Genomic DNA, 17,970 nt, shown 5'->3' with positions numbered 1-17,970 from the left:
AAATTTTTATAAAAAACGAATAGTATGAAAAGATTACAAACATTACTACTAGGCCTTCTTATGCTCTTTTTTGGGTATGCATGTACTGAAGATAAAGAACCAGAAACTCCACCAGTGGATGATGAACTTGAACTATCAAACCCTGTGATAAGTACTCCAGATGCAGAATCAACAGTTGATTTAGCTACAACAACGGAAGTAAATATCACTTGGGAAGCAGCTACAGCCAACACTGATGCTTATGCTATCACTTATAAAGTAAGCCTTTCTGTGGAAGGTTTTGAAGATTTAAGCCTTGAAATACCAACAGGTAATGACGGTAAGGATACTGAACTTATGGTGGATGTCTCTGCTTTTGACGAGTACTTGATGCTTAATGGTGTAGAACCGTTAGCTGAAATTAATGCACAAATTACAGTGACTGCAACTTGTCTTGATTTAATGACGACTGACAATGTAAATGTTGTGGTTAAAAGAACAGACGCAACTCCTGTCGCAAGTGTAGAGGCTTTGTATATTTCAGGTGAAGCATCTGAAAGTGGAGATGATATTTCTGTTGCGACAAGTATGAAGCGTCTAATGGATATGGGAACAGGTCAGTTAACGAATACTTTTGAAGTATATACTACTTTAAAAGCTGAGGGTACTTATAAATTCTATGCTAAAAATGAACTTCCTACTGTCAATTTTGGTGGAGCTGATGGCGTATTAGAATTAGCAGGAACAGGTCTTACTGTTGAAACTGAAGGTCAATACAGAGTATTTGTTGATATTGACAATATGACGTATGAATTAACTCAAATCACTAGTTGGGGATTAATTGGTAACCCTGTAAAAGGTTGGGGTGAAGACGTTCCATTAGACTATGTAGGAGGAGGAGTTTGGAAAGGTAATTTCTATTTCCAAAATACTGAAAATATGATCTTTAGATCAAATGGAGATTGGGGTAACTATGTAGGTAAAAAAGTAACTGGCTCTGAAAACGCAATTTTTGTTGGCCCTGATGGTCAAGGTGGTGTAGAAGATTTATACCCTGCAGGAACAGGTGCTTATATCGTAACACTAGATCTATCTGGAACAGAAACGGGATATACATATACTATGGAAGTAGATGAAAATGCTGTAGTCTCAGGTCCTGAAACTTTATTTATTCTTTCTAATGGTCAAATGATCTCAGAATTCTCTCCAAATGAAGAAACAGAAGGTATTTTCAATTCAAAAATGATTCCTTTGGAAGCTGGGGTAGAATATACTTTAAACAGTAAAGTAGACGGCACTGGTACAAGCTATGCTGTGTCTGAAGTGAGTTTTGGTGAAGCTGGTGAATCAGATAATGTTTCAGGAACTTTAGGTATTGCAGAAGGTGATGCTTCATTTACAGTAGGTCATACACAAGCCTACAATTTCTCATTCAACTTTATTACGAATGAAGTAAACTGGAAATATTACAACCTAAAAGTATTCCATTCTGAATGGGATCCTGAAAGAAACGAAGGTGCTGGAGATTGGGTATGGGAACCTAGAGATGAGTTTTTGATGGAATATGTACACCCACTTTCATATAAAGTGACGGCAGAATTTAAAGAAGGTTTTGCATCAAAAATCTATTCTCCTTGGGAGGTTGTAATCGGTTTACCTTTAAATGCTGATCAAGAGGCTCTTTCAGGTGATATTGCTGAAAATAAATCAATTGAAGAAGAAGGTAAAGAACCAATTCATTTTATGCATACAACGACTGGAACATATGAATTGACAATTGTTCTTGATGATGAATATGCTACAGGTACTTATGAGTTTGTAGCTCAATAAGACAAACTATCTATCACTTCCCTTTCATGAGGAGAGGGAAGTGATTTTTTATTTTTTGTACTACTTTTATTTTATGGAAATGATTCGATCACTTACATATTTATCTTTCTTGTCATTCTTATTTTTTAGTGGAATATCATGTTCAAATGATATCTCATTTAAAGAAGACAAATACGTAAAACAAATAACATCAGTAGAAATTATTTCCAGCGAAAAAGACAAACAACCTCTTCAAAGAAAAAATAATATCACATTTAGAAAAAGAGGAACAGCCTATCCTCAGGACCCTTCCATATTTATCAATCCTAATAAGACATTTCAAGAAATTGAAGGATTCGGAGGATTAATCTCAGATGCTTCATTGAGTGTGATTAATACCTTATCTAAAAGCCAAAAAGAAGAATTACTTAATGCTTATTTTAGTGAGGCAGGGAATAATTATAACTTATTGAAAATAAATATTCATAGTAGTAAATATTCAAAAGAGCGATATACTTATATACAAGAAAATGATGAATCTTTAGCTTCCTTTAATATTCATCCTGATAAAGAAAATAGGATTCCTTTTCTAAAGGAGGTATTAAGAAATACTGATTATCCAGTGAAAATTTATGCTACTCCATGGAGCCCACCTGCTTTTATGAAAGACAATAATAGTATGATTAATGGGGGACGTCTTCATAAAAAATATTACCAACATTGGTCTGATTATTATGTCAAATTTATTCAAGCCTATCAACAGGAAGGCATAGATATATGGGGAGTAACCTTACAGAATGAACCGATGCGAGTACATAAATGGGAATCATGTATTTTTACAGCATCTGAGGAAAAGGATTTTTTGAAAAATTATTTAGGTCCGACTTTTAAAAATAATGGGTTGGAAGACAAAAAAATCATCGTCTGGAATCAAGAAGACAATCTTTTGGCACATCGTGCTCAGACAATTTTTGAAGATCAAGAAGCCAACAAATATGCATGGGGGATTGGGATCAACAGAGAAATTTCGGCCTTAAATCAAAATGATAATTACATTTTAGGGGTATATGAATCTTATCCTAATAAAAAGGTAATACAAACGGATGCGAAAGTTTTAAATAATGAGAATTCATGGGAAAGTGCATCTATCTATGCAGCACAATTAATCAACGATTTAAATCAAGGCATTGTCGGTTGGACAGATACAAATTTATTCAATGATACATCAGATGGTGAGTGTACCTTATCATTTGATCAAATAAATGATGAATTAACCTTTACACCTCGTTATTATTTTCTAGGACATTTTTCAAAATACATCAAAGAAAAAGCAAAGCGGGTAAGCAGTTCGGTAAGTACATCTGAGTTATTATCAACTACATTTGAAAATGAAGGGAACTACACGACTATCGTTTTAAATACATCAAATAATCCTATTAATTACAAGGTTGTGGTTGAAAATAAAGAAGTGAGGATTTCTATAGAACCACAAGAAATTCAGACTTTATTGTTTTAATTTAAATATAAAAACCGCAATTAGTTAAAACTAGTTGCGGTTTCATTTTTATAAATTATTATCAAGCCATTCCATTCTTTCTGTAAGGTAGTTCTTGACGTGTTCTACTTCTTCATCATAGGTGTCATATACGGCGGTATTCGGCCAAATCCACTCTCCAATTACATTCCATTTTTTATTATTTTCGATATTAGCATAACGAAGGTCGTGTGCATTTTCATTTACGAAATTAATAAGATTGGGTAGTTCAGTTTTAAAATAATTAAAGCGTTCTCTAACGAGTGAACTAAACTCTGGATCTTCCATCATCCTACTGATCCAAGCGTTATCTCTTACCCAAAAACCAGAAGTGTTTTCATGTAAGCCATCTTCATAGTAAGAATTTCCTAAAGCAAGATCAAAATCCCATAATGGACCCATTGTAATTTTTTCACCACGAACATAGGTAAGGTAAATACTTGACCAATTTCTAGCATCAGGATTTCTCATAATTTCATTAATTAAAAACCAATCGGCAAAAGTAGTCATGTCTACATATTGTCGGTATCCAAGATCTTCATCCTTGAAATTATCTCCCATCAATGCATTTTCAAAAGCATTAATATGACCTTTCACATGTGTATATTCTTCACTTACAAATTCAGTATCAGGATCTTTAATATTGATGTAAAAATTATTTGTAGAGAAGTAAGTATCACCTTCATCAATTCTATCCAATTGATCAATTTCCATCAACCAACCATCATCTTTTAAATCCACTCGGTTGCTACTTTCTTCTACTTTTTGACAGATATGATACGTTCCAACATATTGAGAATTAATGAAAACTTCAGCCATTTGACCTTGTGGTGTATAAGGTAATTCACTTATTCTACCCATTTCAAAAGCTAAACGATTTCTCAATAACGATTTGTCAGAATGTTCTGCTAAGAATATCCATTTTTTGTCTGCCGGTAAGCCAAACATTGAAGTCTTATCGTCAAATTTTAATTGATAAGGCTTTTTATCGTGGAAATACCATGTAGAATTTCCTCTTCCTCGAATACCCGCAGGAAGATTTGAAAAATTAAATTCCTCATGAACATCCGAAGACATAGATATTTTTGCTTCTACATAATCTTCTTTCTGATCAATTGGTTGATTGCCTGTAGTACGAATATCTACAATCGGTAAATTTGTAAAACGAACAATGTCGATATCATACGTTTTCGTTTCTTGTCCATTGGATGCAACACTGTAAGTAAGTGTTTTTGTAAAATCATTGGCAGTAATTCCAGATTCTTGATTTACACCGTCAATACTTATAGAATTTCCTTGGAATTCAAAAGAAGTCACTAATGACTTTCGAGAAACATCTCTACTTACCGTAGCTGAAAACCCATTTTCAGTTTGTTCAAAATCAGTATCAAATAGAATTTCTTCATTTAAGGTTCTATCCAAATACATTCTAGTGAGTTCTGGCGTAGTGGTGTCATCATTGTTTGGAATTAGTTCTTCTGATGTACAGCTCATAGTTAGCAATAGCAACGCACCCATTAATTGGTTTACTTTCATTTCACTTAATTAGTTATTAGTCAGATTTGTTGATCAGTTAAAGTACAAAAAATTCTTCAAATTTTCGCATTTCAACACATAAAAAAGTCACATTACCTTATTGATAATGTGACTATTCAGATAAATATATCTTAAGATATTTTTATTTTATTTTATCGTAAGCTCTGAGTTGATACTTTGCGACCCAATTCTTATCTCTTTTCGTGACATAGTCATAACCTAATGTTTGGAATTTATAGGAGAAAATGCCTTTGTCATAGGTAACTTTTGTTCCGCCAACTTTCTTTTGTACATAGCCATAATCATTCACTAATTCTTGCATATAAGAAACAGAAATGTCTCTCACATCATCTTTAGAATCAGCAATAAATTCTATATCAAAACCGATAAGTCTTTGTTGAGCATTAAACTTACATTTGTAGGCAACATAATAGCCTGACATATTCTTTTTATAGGCTTTTAATCCATCATAGATAATAAATTTCTTTTTATCTCTGTCGTCTTCTTTTCTGTATAACTTTTTAAAAGCCTTATAATCCATTTTATAAGTATATTCTTTATCTATCAAGAGTTTTTCTTGAGCAAACAAAGAACTAGACATCATGATAATTAATGAAAACAGTGTTAGTAATTTCATCTTATTATTTCTTTTTATTCAAAATTTGACAATAGAATCTATGTATAATTCTTTTCTAATACGTAATGTATAAATATTAGTTTAAGTTCTCCATAGATTCATATATTAAAAGACAATTGTTTCTTATCTTTTGACAATCGATTATACTTGAGATTGAATTAATTACAATTTAATTAAATACTGCTATTACCAACCTATTTTAAGAAAAATGATCAATATTAAACATAAAAAAAGAGTATATGACGGCTTTTTAAAAATTGATGTCGTGACTTTCGATCATACAAAATTTGACGGTTCTCAATCCAAAGTGATATCAAGAGAAATCATCGTAAGGAATGAAGCAGTGGCTGGATTATTCTTTCATACTGAAGAACAAAAATATTGGTTTGTAGAGCAAATTAGGATTCCAACGATTACACCTGAAAATCCAAACGGGATTTTATTGGAATGTATAGCAGGGATGATTGATGATGGCGAAACGGCGGAAGAAGCAATCAATAGAGAAGCTATAGAAGAGGTGGGATGCAGTATGAAAAATTTAGAATATATCACTACTTTTTATGCATCGCCGGGAAGTTATAGTGAAAGAGTAGTCGTCTTTTATGCTGAGTTGGATGAAGTAGTGCATGAAGGTGGTGGTTTATTGACAGAAGGAGAAGATATACGTATCGTAAAATTCACATTCGATGAAATGCTGAAACACTATCAAGAAGATAAATTTAAAGATGCTAAAACAACGCTGGCTGTACAATGGGAATTATTACGAAAACTTAAAAACCACTAATGTTTTCTTTTATTAAACTTTAAAATAGTCCCTTTCTATAGAAAGTCGTTACTTTTGCTTCCACTAAATTAGAAGCCTGTACAAACACTTTTTATCACCCTTACAAATGTTTCACCTTAAATCCAACCAAAAGAAATTCTACAAGGAAGTTTGGGACGTTGCCCTTCCTATTTCTATGCAAAGTTTATTACAATATGCATTGGGAATGATCGATCAAATAATGGTAGGTCAATTGGGGGAAACGATCATTGCTTCTGTAGGCTTGGGTGGACGAATGACATTTATCTATATCGTTGGCATTATGGGATTATCCAATGGTGCAGGTGTATTTGTAGCTCAGTATTGGGGTAAAAATGAAAAGGGAAAAATCAGTTATCTCGTAGGTGATTTATTGAAAATCGGGCTTCTTGTGATGATAGTAGGTATTGCTGCGAGTGTTTTTCTTCCCGGACAAATTCTTTCTTTATTTTCTGACGACCCTGAAGTAATTCAATATGGTGGTTTGTATCAGCAAATTGTAGCTGTTGGATTCCCTGCAATTTTATTAAGTAGTGCATATAGTGCTTCACTGAGAAGTATAGGGCAAGCAAAGTTGGTAATGAAGCTAAGTTTCATCAAAGTGATTGTCAATACGGTAGTGAATTATTGGTTGATTTTTGGTGGATTAGGTTTAGCACCAATGGGTATGGAAGGAGCTGCATGGGCAACAGTCATTTCGATGTGGGTGGAAGCAATTGCCTTATTGATTATCATGCGTATCAAAAAATATCCTGGAAATGTAGAAGCAAAACACTTCTTTCGCTTCGAGAAATCTGATATTTATCCATTACTTAGTGTTAGTGCACCTTTAGTGGTAGGAGATATGTCATGGGCCATAGGAGAGACGTGTTATTCTATGATTTATGGCAAAATGGGTACGATTGATATTGCTGCCATGACGATGACGATTCCATTGCAAATGCTAAGTATTGGTTTCTTTATGGGACTAGCTTCAGCAGCAGCTATTGTTATTGGATTTCAATTAGGACAGAACAATATTTTAAAAGCTAAAATATATGGAGCAAAGTTGTTGAAATTTACTTTTATATCTGCCTTACTTGTTGCTCTGTTTATCGCATTGCTTACACCTTTTTATATTCAGTTGTATGAAGTAGCTGACACAGTAGCAGATATTACTCTTGAATTGTGTTTAATTTTCGCATTCCTGTTACCTTGTAAAATGTGCAACTTTATTTTAGCGGCAGGGATTTTACGTTCAGGAGGGGATACAAAATTTACTACAGCTTTAGGGATGTTTAGTACTTGGTTGTTTTCAATTCCCTTAGGATTACTTGCAGCTTTTGTTTTTGATTTGCCTTTATTTTGGGTGTATATCGTCGTTTCTTTAGAAGAATTTCTTCGTCTAATACTCTATATCAGAAGAAAAAAATCAGGAAAGTGGGCTAGAAATTTAGTCAATAAATAAAAAACCTCTCAATTTCTTGAGAGGCTAACTAGCTTGGTCTACTATGCACCTGTAATACCAAACAGGTTATTAATTTCTTTGTATCAATATAGTAAAAATTAGGATAGAAAACTAGCCTTCTAACATTTATTACTGAATAATCATATTTTAAATAAGATATTTATTATCCCTTAAAAACCATTACAAGTTGGCTTTACAGAGTTAACATTACTTTGGATATTATTAATACGGGCACTTAAAATACTTCTTGCTAAAGATGCTGAAATTCCATCAGCACTTGAGATAGCATCAATAATAATATCTTCATTATGATTATAGATTTCAATCATATATTCGCCATTTAATACTAATGATTGGCATTCATTATCAGAGATCGCATCTTGGTATCTACCTTCTGCCCTGTAATATTCTGCCACTGCTTGAATAGCATTAAAATCTTCTGGTTGTGCTCTGTCTCTAAATAAACCAATGGTTTTTAGCACATCATGATTACAATTACTTGCATTGATAATAGGCAGAGCATTATTGATGGAATTTATTTCTGCTTGCACTTCACTTGTTGAAGAGGACTGAGCAACACAACTCATATTATCTTCCAAGTAATCCACATAATTATTAAGTGCAGTTCCTAAAGCAGCACAATCTCTTGCATCATAAGCATCGTAATAAGCTGTTTTATAATTTTCTCGAACCCCTGCAATTGTTAATTCTCCACATGGAGCATATAATGCAGCAATTCTTAAACACTCATCGTAAGTGTCTTTTGTATTTTTCCATGCTCTAAGTCTCTCTCTTACTAAATCTTCTCCATCTGTCGTAGAATCAGCTTCAACATATGCGGTTTCGATACAGTTTCGATTATCTTCAATAAATGAAATAATAGAATCTACTGAGGCCGCAGCAGCAGAACAGTTTGCTGAATCAATATTTTGATATGTACTAACCAGTGAATTGTATTGAGATAATGCAGTTGTTGATGAGCAATTTAACTCATTTTCGTCACAAGCCATTAGTATAAATGGGATGCATAGAGTAAAGATAAGGTATTGGTTTTTCATAAAAAGTTAGGTCTAACGGTGTGTCATTTTAACCACAACAATGAAAAATCAGTTTCTTGTTTTCCATAATATCTTGGAAATCCACTTTTTTGACTTCTAATAATTCAATAATTACATCTTGTTGTTGTCCAATACTTTATCGAAATTTTAAAGGATATCGAAAACAATTCTTTGAAAAGAGGATTTTTATAGGAGAAAATAGCAAAGAAGTTATGTGGATAAGAGCAATTATATTTCTAATCATCAATTTTGCCGGTCTAGCAATTGGTGGAATATTTACAGGAGAAGGCGTTCCTTCAGATTGGTATCAAACGATGAATAAAGCACCATGGACTCCTCCAGGTTGGGTGTTTGGTGTGGCCTGGACAACCATCATGATCACCTTTTCATGTTACTTAGGGTATTTATTCCCCAAAGAAATTAGAACAAAATTTATCACACTTTATGTTGTTCAAGTACTCTTAAATATCAGTTGGAATCCCATTTTCTTTTATTTTAAAAGTCCTATTCTCGGATTGGTCACCATTGTGGGTTTGACGGCAGTAATTTATTTTTATATCATTAAATATTGGAAAGTAATGCAATGGAAATCTCTTTTCATATTGCCTTATTTTATTTGGATAAATATAGCAACAAGCCTAAATATGTATATTGTAATCCATAACTAACAAACGTCTTTTTTGTCCACAAGAATCATCAACACTTTTGTTGCATAAGAGATATGTCTAATCATCACCAATCTATAGTTTTTGTCCCGTCTTTCTGTCTTGATTCGTAATACATAAATAACTATATTGGAAAAGCATTTCAACAATTTAAAAACAAACTTTATTTAACATTGCAGAAAAAAAAGGAATTTATACTAACCGTGATATTCATCGGGATAGCTAATATTTTGAGTGCTCAATCTATTGACTTTTCTAATGTAAAGTTAAATCAATCTATTCTTTCAACGCTCACATTAACGGAATTAAAAGCTTCAAATGCGAAAATTGATAGTATAAAGGCTACTCCAATCGAAATGGATATGGCAACTTTTGATTCTTTAATTTATATAGGAGAATCCTATTATGAATATTATAAAGATTCGGATAAATGTGTTTTAGGTGTTGTTGATTTTGAAAATGAGGAGACAGCACTTAAAATAGGGCATTTGATATTCAATAATTCAACGACAATAAGTGAAGTCTCAAAATATTTCAGCTCAGATTGTAGTACATTAAAATCAATAAGCATCTACGAAAAAGAGGGAGACTTTAGAAGTTGTGATATCCCTGTAACCTTTCAAGGTCAATTGACGGATAGCAGGATGATATTTTTCTTTAAAAATGGGAAGTTAAATAGGATTGACTTTTGGGATGAATATTAAATGTTTTAGTATTGTGCTAAAGGCATAACTACGAACTCTCTTATTTTTTTAAGTTTTGTTTTTTTACCTAAATCATCAAGAATAGATCTAGAAAGACTTAAGACAAACAAATAATTATTCAATGATAAAAATATCTATTCTCTTACTATTAAATTTTCTATCTCTTTCAAAAAATAATCAACCAGAACAAGAAATTAAAGATTTTTATAAATGGTATTTGAATGGAGGAAGAGAAGAGGTTCAACCAAGTTTCAAACGAACAGAAAATGGTTTCACAACTTTAAACATTAAGGAAATAGAAACAATTCTAGAGCAAAAAAATGTATCTAAGCATCTTCTAGAAAAGTATCACAACAAATGGACTGATTGTCAAACAAATTTATCAAAATTACACTATGAAGATTTTCAAGCCATTGATGATATTTCTGGAATTGAAGATCTGATGTGCGATGTCCAATCTGATTTCTGGTTTGCTGAGTCATTTGAAAATCCTAATGAATTTAAGTTAGAAAAAGGTGAATATATTGATGAAAATAAATATAAAGCTGAGATCTCAGTTTCTTCAGCATTATTGAAGTTTCAAGTAATAATGATAAAGAAAAATGGTAAGTGGTTACTTTATGATATTAAATAATGAGTACTTATTATATTGATAGTAAGTGAGTTCAATTAAAACAAAAAATCCTGACCACAACAATGATCAGGATTTAACTTTTACACTATTTTATGTTACTGATTACCATAGGCATCGATAATGCCCCCAGTTAACCTAACTATTTCTGTATTCGTTGCAATCAAATTGAAGATAGCGGTTAACCTTGCATTTTGAGCATCCAAATATTGTATTTGAACATCTCTCAAATTGAAGGAATTGATTTGTCCATTTTTATATCTTTCAGAAGACATGTCCAAGTTTAATTGTGCTGTTGCTACTTGCTCCTCCGTAAGATCCAAAATCTCTTGCTGAAGTACATAGGTATCATAAACTTGCATGATTTGATTATTCAAACTATGTGACATCTGTGATGTTTGAATATCAGCAATCTGCTTGTTGATCGTTGCAATTTGTTTTGCTCTTCTTCTGCTTCCTCCCATATAAATTGGAATTGATAGAGTAGCCCCGACTGTACCACTTATTCCATCAATATTAAAGTTGGGAATACCTTGAGCACCTCCATAATTATCGGTGTATTTCAAATTTGCATTACCTGTGATTTGTGGGTAAAAAGCTGCTTTTGCCAACTCAATATCTTTTTGCTTAATGATCTGATTGATATATTGATTTTTTAACGTAGAGTTATCTGCATTCATACGTTGAATCAAGTCTTGTAAAACATAATCTTTTTCTACTGCCTCAAAAGATTCCGTAAGATTATAATACGTTTGCTCACTTTCTGGTACACCCATGATAAAGTTTAGATCGCGCAGTTTTAATTGTAGCTTATTCTTCTGTTCTAAAGCATTTTTTCGATCTTCAAACCATGCTATTTTAGCTTGTAGAACATCATAAGTAACCTTTTGACCTAATTCTTTTTGTGTATTAGTATAATCAAAACGTTCTTTGGAAAGCTGAGCTAATTGTTCCGCAACTTCTAATCTGTTTTGTTCTAATAATGCCTCGTAATACCCTACAATGATATCTTTAATAGTATTTTCTATTACGACTTGTGCATTACCTTCTGAGAAATGTTCTAATTCTTCCAATTGTTGTTTGTTGATCCAAACTTGAAAGCCATTAAAAATCGTAAATTGAGTCTGCACACCAGGACTTAATACACCTAAGTTGGATTGTGCGGCATGTGACCAGTTATGATTCCAGTCTACATTTGCAGAAACTGTAGGATACAAACCTGCATTTTCTAATGTATTATTTGCCTTTGCAATATTTACATTTTGTGCTTCAATACGGATGTCATAATTGTATTCTAAACCTTGTGCAATAGCATCTGCTAAGCCTAAGATTATTTCTTGTTGTACAACTTCATTTTTTTTCTCTTGAGCGAAAATTTGACCTAAAACGCCCAATAGTAGAAGTGTACCGATATATAGTTTTTTCATTATTGTTGTCTTTTCAACCCACCCTATATTTTATACAGAGTGGGAGGGTTTAGTTTATATTAATAGACTTCTAATTCTTGCTCTTTTTTGATTGAGATACCTTTATCTTTCTCCATCATTTCCTTTTCTCTTTTAATCTCAGAAATAGCAGTTTCTACTTCTTCACGAGACGGCATTTCACCTGTTAGAACCCATTTGAACATCCTTTTAATGTCATTAATCACTTTAACTAATACAGGAAGAACTGTAAGAATGAATACAGTACCAATCATAATACCATACGCTAATGCAATAGCAACTGGTACTAAGAATCGAGACTGAGGTGAAGTCTCCAAGATCATTGGATATAAACCAATGGTTGTGGTCAATGTCGTCAATAAAATAGGCCTAAATCTAGACTTACCTGCATTGATTAAGGCATTGTCAAATGACATTCCTTCTTTAAGGTCTTGATTGAATTTCGATAGATAAACAACCGCGTCATTAATTATCGTCCCTGAAAGGGCAACCATACCCAACATACTGAACATTGAAATGGTCTGTCCTTCGATGCCATGTCCCCACATTGCACCAATAATACCCATTGGAATCATACCTAATACAATGGCAGCTTGGACAAACGATCTGAAGTGTAACATCAAGATCATTACAATTAATAAGAAGGCGACAGCATATGTTTTTAATAACTCTGAAGAATCTTCTTTTGAACTTTTCAATTGCCCTTGGTATTCATATCTAACCGTAGGGAATAAAGTTTTTAATTGAGGTAAAGAAACTTTTTCCAAGTCTTCAATAATAGGTACTGAAGAATCATCTGAATTTAATAAATAAGCCTCCACACGAATCTCTTTTTCTCCATTGTAATGATTAATGGCAACTGGACCACGTGTGATATTAAAATCAGCTAATAAGGCTAAAGGATATAGACCTTCTTGCGTACGAATACGCATTCTTTCAAGATCACCCATAGTCGAACGGTTTTCCTTTTTATATCGAACATAGATTCTAATTTCATCCTTGTTGACCTGTAATCTTTGTGCTTCTGCACCAAAGAAACCATTTCTGACTTGTGCCATTAATGAAGCCTCTGTAAACCCTAATGCATATGCTTTTGGTTTCAAATGTAATCGGATTTCTTGCCCACCAATTTGGTTGTTGTCCATTACATTATAAAGGGCTGTATGCTCATTTAATTCATCTTTTAAATAATCAGCAGCTCTTTCTAATTCATCATAATCATAGCCTAATAAACTAATAGAAACAGGTGCACCCCACATGTTATTTGCACCGACAGAAAGTTTACGAGCAGTAGGTTCATCCCCAACAATTTCATTCACTTTCGCCTTGATTGTAGAAGCGTCAATTGGAGATTCAGTTAAGTCTTCCATGATTACGAAAACTGAACCCGTATGAGTACCACTTTCCGCTCCATTAAATGCAGAACCTAAGCTTACAAATGTATGTTCTATGAATTCAAAATCTGTATTGTACTCTTTTTGTAATTCTTCATTGGCTTTCCAAACAGCATCTTCGTAACGCATTAAGTAAGACTTCGTTGTATCTTGATGAATACCTGGTTTTAAAGCTAAATCAATATTAAAGAAATCACCTGGAGGGCTAGGGAAGAAGGCCAATTGAATTTTTCCACCGCCAATTAAACCAACTGTGAAAATAATGGCAGCTGCAGGGATGGCAATACCAAACCATTTGTGTGCTAATAAGAATTTTAATGTAGGAACATATAATTTATCTCTAAAAGTGAAGATAAATTTGTCCAGTACTTCTCTTACTTTATTAAATTTTGACTTCTCTTTTCTTGGAGTTAAAACAGCTGGTGAACTCACGTGTGAAGGTAATAAGAGCATTCCTTCAAAAAGAGAGAATAACAAACATAGAATAACGACGACTGCCATTTCTGACATCATTTCCATTCCTGATTCTAAGAAAAGGAAAGGTACGAAAGCAATAATAGTTGTAGATACTGAAGTAAATACAGCTGGAATAACTTCCATTGTACCATCAATAGCGGCATTAATAGGTGTCTTACCCATTTCATAATGCGTAAAGATATTTTCTCCAATCACAATACCATCATCTACAAGGATACCAATAATAAGGATCATACCGAATAATGAAATCATATTCAATGTCACGCCCATTAAACTGGCAAAAATAAACATCCCTAAGAATGAAGAAGGAATGCCCCAAGCTACCCACAATGAAAGTCTAAAACTTAGGAACAATGAAAGTGTAATGACTACTAAAATAATTCCTAAAAGACCATTGTCAATCAATGTATCTAATCTTGCATCAACTACAGAAAGGAAATCAAAACCAATAATGATTTCGGCATCATTATGTTCTGCATTAAACTTGTCAGCGTATTCATTAATATATTCTGAGATATCTTGTAAATCCTCAGTATGTAATTTTTTGATTTGAATAGAAACAGCATTTTTACCATTCATCCAAACAGCATTGGGAACATCTTCAAATTGATAATGAACATCTGCTAAATCACCTACTTTTACAATGCGTCCAGAACTTGTCGCTCTAACTACAATATCTTTAATATCTTCAGGATCAGAAGAACGATATCTTGCAAGAACAGAGATTTCTTCTCTTTTATTTTTAATTGTACCTCCTGTAATATCAAGGTTATTATTCGAGATCGCCGTTTTTATATCCTCAATACTAATATTGTAACGACGTAATAAGTCTTCGTCTACTTCAACAGAAATTTCTGTATTTGGAAAGCCGGAAATAGAGACCTGTGAAATTTTACCTGATGCTAAGAAATCATCTTCAATACGTTGCGCGTAGTTTTTCAGATCTCTTAAATTGTCTCCCTTCAGGTCTAAGAACATGGCGTCTGTTGTGGCTCTAGTTTTAGAAACAGAAGGCTTTTCAGCACCGGCAGGGAAATTGGAAATACCATCTACTGCATTTTTTACATCTGTCAATACCTCATCAATATCAGCTCCAGCTTCTGTAGTAACAGTTACAGTTGCAATATTTTCAGCAGAAACAGAGTTTGTTTCTTTTATTCCTGGTATACCTCTAATTTCATTTTCTATCAAAGTTGTAACCCCTTCATCCATTTCTTTAGGAGAAGCACCTTGATACATTACGCGAACAGTGATTGTTCTTGATTCGATAAGTGGGAAAGAAGCTTTACGCATACTCCAAGTTGCTAATCCTCCTAAGATTAAGATGAGTAGCAACGCCATATGTGCGTAAAAAGGTTTCTCCACAAAAGTTGTGATAATTTTTTTCATGATAGGCTAGTAATGAGGTTAATTAGCTTCTTACGTTTACTTTCATTCCTTCTTTACCATTGAAAACAGATTCTGTAACAATGACATCTTCATTTGAAATACCTTGGATAAAGAAACTGTCACCATTTGTTTTGATCACTTCAATTTCTTTTTGGTGTAAACGATTCCCCTTAACAATAAAAATATATTTAGCATCTGTGATGGCTTCTCTTGGAAGTTCAACTACATTTTGTAATTCTTCGCCTTTAAACTCAACATAAACAAATTGACCTTCAAAGATTTGATCATTTGCTGTTGGATTAATTCTTACATAAATCTTAATTGTTTGTGACTGAGGGTCCACAATTTTTGCTTTACGTGTCACCCTTCCTTTGATAGAAGCATGATCAGTAGATTCACTGATGACATTTACTTGATCACCATTTTTGATCCATCGAGCATTTTCAGGCTCTACTTCAACAACTACTTCCAAAACATCAGTTTGGCTAATTACACCAATCTCAGAACCTGGAGAGGCAATGGAACCTGACTCTAAACGTACCGATTTAAAAGTCCCATTAAATGGAGCATAAATATTATATTTAGATAAGTTTATTTCACCTTGTTTGATCGCATAATATTCAGTAATTAAACTTCTAGATGCTAAGAAAAATCGTTCTTGATCTGAATGAATTTCTGGTAATTCTGGAAGTGGAGCATCAATCTTTACTTCACCAAAGAAGGCATACCATTTATCATACTCTGAAGCATAATCAATTTTAATATCCGGTAGAATAGAAGCGATAGTATTCATAAAACTACTTTTCTGAGACTTCAGTGTAGCTTCAATATCATTATCGAATATATGTACTAATTTTTGTCCTTTACGGAATGTATTTCCTTCTTTTAACGCGACACCAGTCTTCATAATACGGCCAGCAACTTCAGTAGAAAGGATATAAGTTTGTGCAGTACTTACTCTACCATGAAACTTTTGATCGTTACTAATATTAATAAATTTTGCAGGTTCAGCTTTAATAGATAAAACTTTCTCTGCTTTTACTCCTTTAGCAGGAGAAGGCTTATTTTCAATGCTGAAATAGGTAAAAACGCTAGCTGCGCCGACTAGAATAAGAATGCCTAATAGTGTGACTATATGTTTACGAGACATATTGATTAGATAGTTTGATAATGAATGATTTTTTTTCAAAAACGAAATAAATCAAACGTTTTCCCTATCCATAAATTATTCAACGTAGGAGACGTATGCTTCTATCAAACCTATTATTTGCTCAATAACCTTGTTCGTTGAGAAACTTTTACTTTTCATAGATAAAAATCGCATATTCGTTGATTCTACTATTATTTTAAATTTTATCTCTCTTCATTTGAGTAAAATATATTTCTGATGAAAGAACGATTTAACTTTACTATACCAAAATGGGCCATACTTCCATTGGTGACATTAGGCTTATTTATCTTCTTGATGAGTACGGAATTATGGTTGGGCTATAAATATGCATTAATAAGAGCATCAATATTTATTTCAATTTTTTTGTTTGTAGTCGTTACAAATATTGGATTGCTTGTACCCAATCTATTGATCAAAAGAAGTAATAAATTACTTTACTTGTTTAGTGCAATTGTGCTCTATATTATCGCTATAAAAAGTTTTATCTACCTCATTGAAATTACTTTTCATATGATCGATGCAGATCTCTTTTTTGCTGAACACCAGGAATTGAGAGCAAAATTGGATGGTAAATTGACCTTTGAGTGGATTTGGCCTTTTGGATTTGGAAGTGTATTTATTTTAATCTCAATTTTTATCAGCACAGTATTAAAATTGAGTGATCACGATGATCGTCAGAAAGAAAAGAAAAAAGAGTTAGCACAAGGAAAAGTTGAAGCAGAACTAAAGTTTTTAAGATCTCAGATAAATCCTCATTTCTTGTTTAATGCATTAAATAATATCTATAGCATGTCCTACATGCAGATGCCTCAGGCTACGGATAATATAGCCAAGCTGTCAGAAATGTTGCGTTACCTTCTGTATGATTGCAATGAAGAAATAGTAGGTTTAGAGAAGGATGTAAATTACCTTCACAATTATATTGACTTCCAGCAATTAAAAACGGAGACTCCTCAAGATATTACATTTGAAATACAGATAGAAAATCCTCAATTTAGATTAGCTCCGATGCTTTTAGAACCATTCATAGAAAATGCATTTAAGTATAGTCGATTAGAAGATAATCCAGAAGGATATGTGAGAATTGAATTGGCACAAGTGAATGATACATTGACATTATTAGTGAAAAATTCAGTCACAGAAAACATAAGTCGTATTGCCACAGGTGGAATTGGATTAAAAAATGTACAAAAAAGATTAGATTTAATGTACACGAAAACATACTCTTTAGAAATAAAAGAAGGAACTGAAGAATTTGAAATCAAGTTGCAAATCGGGAAAATTGATTAAAT

General features: G+C 32.9%; 14 protein-coding genes. 8 read left to right on the top strand and 6 right to left on the bottom strand.

The genetic code is table 11. The features are described 5' to 3' along the window. Window positions 1-24 precede the first annotated feature (24 nt). Both ACXAHM_RS05600 and ACXAHM_RS05595 read left to right on the top strand, forming a co-directional pair. On the top strand, window positions 25-1,809 hold the full coding sequence (locus ACXAHM_RS05600; RefSeq protein ID WP_474959427.1) for a hypothetical protein: 1,785 nt from the start codon (window positions 25-27) through the stop codon (window positions 1,807-1,809). A 79-nt stretch (window positions 1,810-1,888) separates the two neighbouring features. Beyond that, window positions 1,889-3,304, top strand: coding sequence for a glycoside hydrolase family 30 protein (locus ACXAHM_RS05595; RefSeq protein ID WP_474959426.1), 1,416 nt, complete (start codon window positions 1,889-1,891; stop codon window positions 3,302-3,304). A 48-nt stretch (window positions 3,305-3,352) separates the two neighbouring features. Here the strand turns inward: ACXAHM_RS05595 and ACXAHM_RS05590 are convergent, their stop codons facing one another. Further along, complete coding sequence (locus tag ACXAHM_RS05590; RefSeq protein ID WP_474959425.1) at window positions 3,353-4,858, bottom strand: CotH kinase family protein; 1,506 nt, start codon at window positions 4,856-4,858, stop codon at window positions 3,353-3,355. A gap of 142 nt (window positions 4,859-5,000) precedes the next feature. Next, window positions 5,001-5,495: a hypothetical protein gene (locus ACXAHM_RS05585; RefSeq protein ID WP_474959424.1), complete on the bottom strand. Its 495-nt coding sequence runs from the start codon at window positions 5,493-5,495 to the stop codon at window positions 5,001-5,003. Window positions 5,496-5,703: 208 nt separating this feature from the next. Here ACXAHM_RS05585 and ACXAHM_RS05580 point away from each other — a divergent pair, with 208 nt between their 5' ends. Together ACXAHM_RS05580 and ACXAHM_RS05575 are read left to right on the top strand one after the other, a co-directional pair. Further along, window positions 5,704-6,279: an NUDIX domain-containing protein gene (locus tag ACXAHM_RS05580; RefSeq protein WP_474959423.1), complete on the top strand. Its 576-nt coding sequence runs from the start codon at window positions 5,704-5,706 to the stop codon at window positions 6,277-6,279. Between the two features lie 106 nt (window positions 6,280-6,385). After that, window positions 6,386-7,744 carry an MATE family efflux transporter gene (locus ACXAHM_RS05575; protein WP_474959422.1) on the top strand — a complete coding sequence of 453 codons (1,359 nt, stop codon included), beginning with the start codon at window positions 6,386-6,388 and terminating at the stop codon, window positions 7,742-7,744. Between the two features lie 170 nt (window positions 7,745-7,914). On the opposite strand, the gene ACXAHM_RS05570 is transcribed toward ACXAHM_RS05575, so the two are convergent. Beyond that, the gene (locus tag ACXAHM_RS05570) at window positions 7,915-8,802 is read right to left on the bottom strand and encodes a hypothetical protein (protein ID WP_474959421.1); all 888 of its coding nucleotides are present in this window, start codon (window positions 8,800-8,802) and stop codon (window positions 7,915-7,917) included. Between the two features lie 212 nt (window positions 8,803-9,014). Between ACXAHM_RS05570 and ACXAHM_RS05565 the strand changes: the two genes are divergently transcribed. From ACXAHM_RS05565 to ACXAHM_RS05555, 3 genes are all read left to right on the top strand, one after another. After that, window positions 9,015-9,470 carry a TspO/MBR family protein gene (locus ACXAHM_RS05565; protein ID WP_474959420.1) on the top strand — a complete coding sequence of 152 codons (456 nt, stop codon included), beginning with the start codon at window positions 9,015-9,017 and terminating at the stop codon, window positions 9,468-9,470. Between the two features lie 200 nt (window positions 9,471-9,670). Beyond that, entirely contained in the window at window positions 9,671-10,171 is a 501-nt protein-coding gene (locus tag ACXAHM_RS05560; protein ID WP_474959419.1) for a hypothetical protein, read from the top strand. A gap of 121 nt (window positions 10,172-10,292) precedes the next feature. Beyond that, window positions 10,293-10,805, top strand: coding sequence for a hypothetical protein (locus ACXAHM_RS05555; RefSeq protein WP_474959418.1), 513 nt, complete (start codon window positions 10,293-10,295; stop codon window positions 10,803-10,805). Window positions 10,806-10,900: 95 nt separating this feature from the next. On the opposite strand, the gene ACXAHM_RS05550 is transcribed toward ACXAHM_RS05555, so the two are convergent. Genes ACXAHM_RS05550 through ACXAHM_RS05540 form a run of 3 tightly spaced genes read right to left on the bottom strand, consistent with a single transcriptional unit; the run spans window position 10,901 to window position 16,657 of the window. After that, window positions 10,901-12,229: a TolC family protein gene (locus ACXAHM_RS05550; protein ID WP_474959417.1), complete on the bottom strand. Its 1,329-nt coding sequence runs from the start codon at window positions 12,227-12,229 to the stop codon at window positions 10,901-10,903. A 59-nt stretch (window positions 12,230-12,288) separates the two neighbouring features. Next, window positions 12,289-15,507: an efflux RND transporter permease subunit gene (locus ACXAHM_RS05545; RefSeq protein WP_474959416.1), complete on the bottom strand. Its 3,219-nt coding sequence runs from the start codon at window positions 15,505-15,507 to the stop codon at window positions 12,289-12,291. 22 nt (window positions 15,508-15,529) lie between these two features. Next, complete coding sequence (locus tag ACXAHM_RS05540; RefSeq protein ID WP_474959415.1) at window positions 15,530-16,657, bottom strand: efflux RND transporter periplasmic adaptor subunit; 1,128 nt, start codon at window positions 16,655-16,657, stop codon at window positions 15,530-15,532. 237 nt (window positions 16,658-16,894) lie between these two features. On the opposite strand from ACXAHM_RS05540, the gene ACXAHM_RS05535 reads away from it, so the two are divergent. Continuing rightward, complete coding sequence (locus ACXAHM_RS05535) at window positions 16,895-17,968, top strand: sensor histidine kinase (protein WP_474959414.1); 1,074 nt, start codon at window positions 16,895-16,897, stop codon at window positions 17,966-17,968. The last annotated feature ends 2 nt before the right edge of the window (window positions 17,969-17,970 follow it).

It is taken from the genome of Flammeovirga sp. AWQ4_249 (genome assembly GCF_056161045.1).
Note: the sequence above shows the minus strand (reverse complement) of the source record. Positions and strands in the feature narration are given on the sequence as shown.

Bases quoted from the DNA above. Each gene is read 5' to 3' on its own strand.
- ACXAHM_RS05585 (WP_474959424.1), bottom strand. From the start codon at position 5,495: ATGAAATTACTAACACTGTTTTCATTAATTATCATGATGTCTAGTTCT.
- ACXAHM_RS05565 (WP_474959420.1), top strand. From the start codon at position 9,015: ATGTGGATAAGAGCAATTATATTTCTAATCATCAATTTTGCCGGTCTA.
- ACXAHM_RS05575 (WP_474959422.1), top strand. From the start codon at position 6,386: ATGTTTCACCTTAAATCCAACCAAAAGAAATTCTACAAGGAAGTTTGG.
- ACXAHM_RS05595 (WP_474959426.1), top strand. From the start codon at position 1,889: ATGATTCGATCACTTACATATTTATCTTTCTTGTCATTCTTATTTTTT.
- ACXAHM_RS05540 (WP_474959415.1), bottom strand. From the start codon at position 16,657: ATGTCTCGTAAACATATAGTCACACTATTAGGCATTCTTATTCTAGTC.
- ACXAHM_RS05550 (WP_474959417.1), bottom strand. From the start codon at position 12,229: ATGAAAAAACTATATATCGGTACACTTCTACTATTGGGCGTTTTAGGT.
- ACXAHM_RS05555 (WP_474959418.1), top strand. From the start codon at position 10,293: ATGATAAAAATATCTATTCTCTTACTATTAAATTTTCTATCTCTTTCA.
- ACXAHM_RS05580 (WP_474959423.1), top strand. From the start codon at position 5,704: ATGATCAATATTAAACATAAAAAAAGAGTATATGACGGCTTTTTAAAA.
- ACXAHM_RS05600 (WP_474959427.1), top strand. From the start codon at position 25: ATGAAAAGATTACAAACATTACTACTAGGCCTTCTTATGCTCTTTTTT.
- ACXAHM_RS05570 (WP_474959421.1), bottom strand. From the start codon at position 8,802: ATGAAAAACCAATACCTTATCTTTACTCTATGCATCCCATTTATACTA.
- ACXAHM_RS05545 (WP_474959416.1), bottom strand. From the start codon at position 15,507: ATGAAAAAAATTATCACAACTTTTGTGGAGAAACCTTTTTACGCACAT.
- ACXAHM_RS05535 (WP_474959414.1), top strand. From the start codon at position 16,895: ATGAAAGAACGATTTAACTTTACTATACCAAAATGGGCCATACTTCCA.
- ACXAHM_RS05590 (WP_474959425.1), bottom strand. From the start codon at position 4,858: ATGAAAGTAAACCAATTAATGGGTGCGTTGCTATTGCTAACTATGAGC.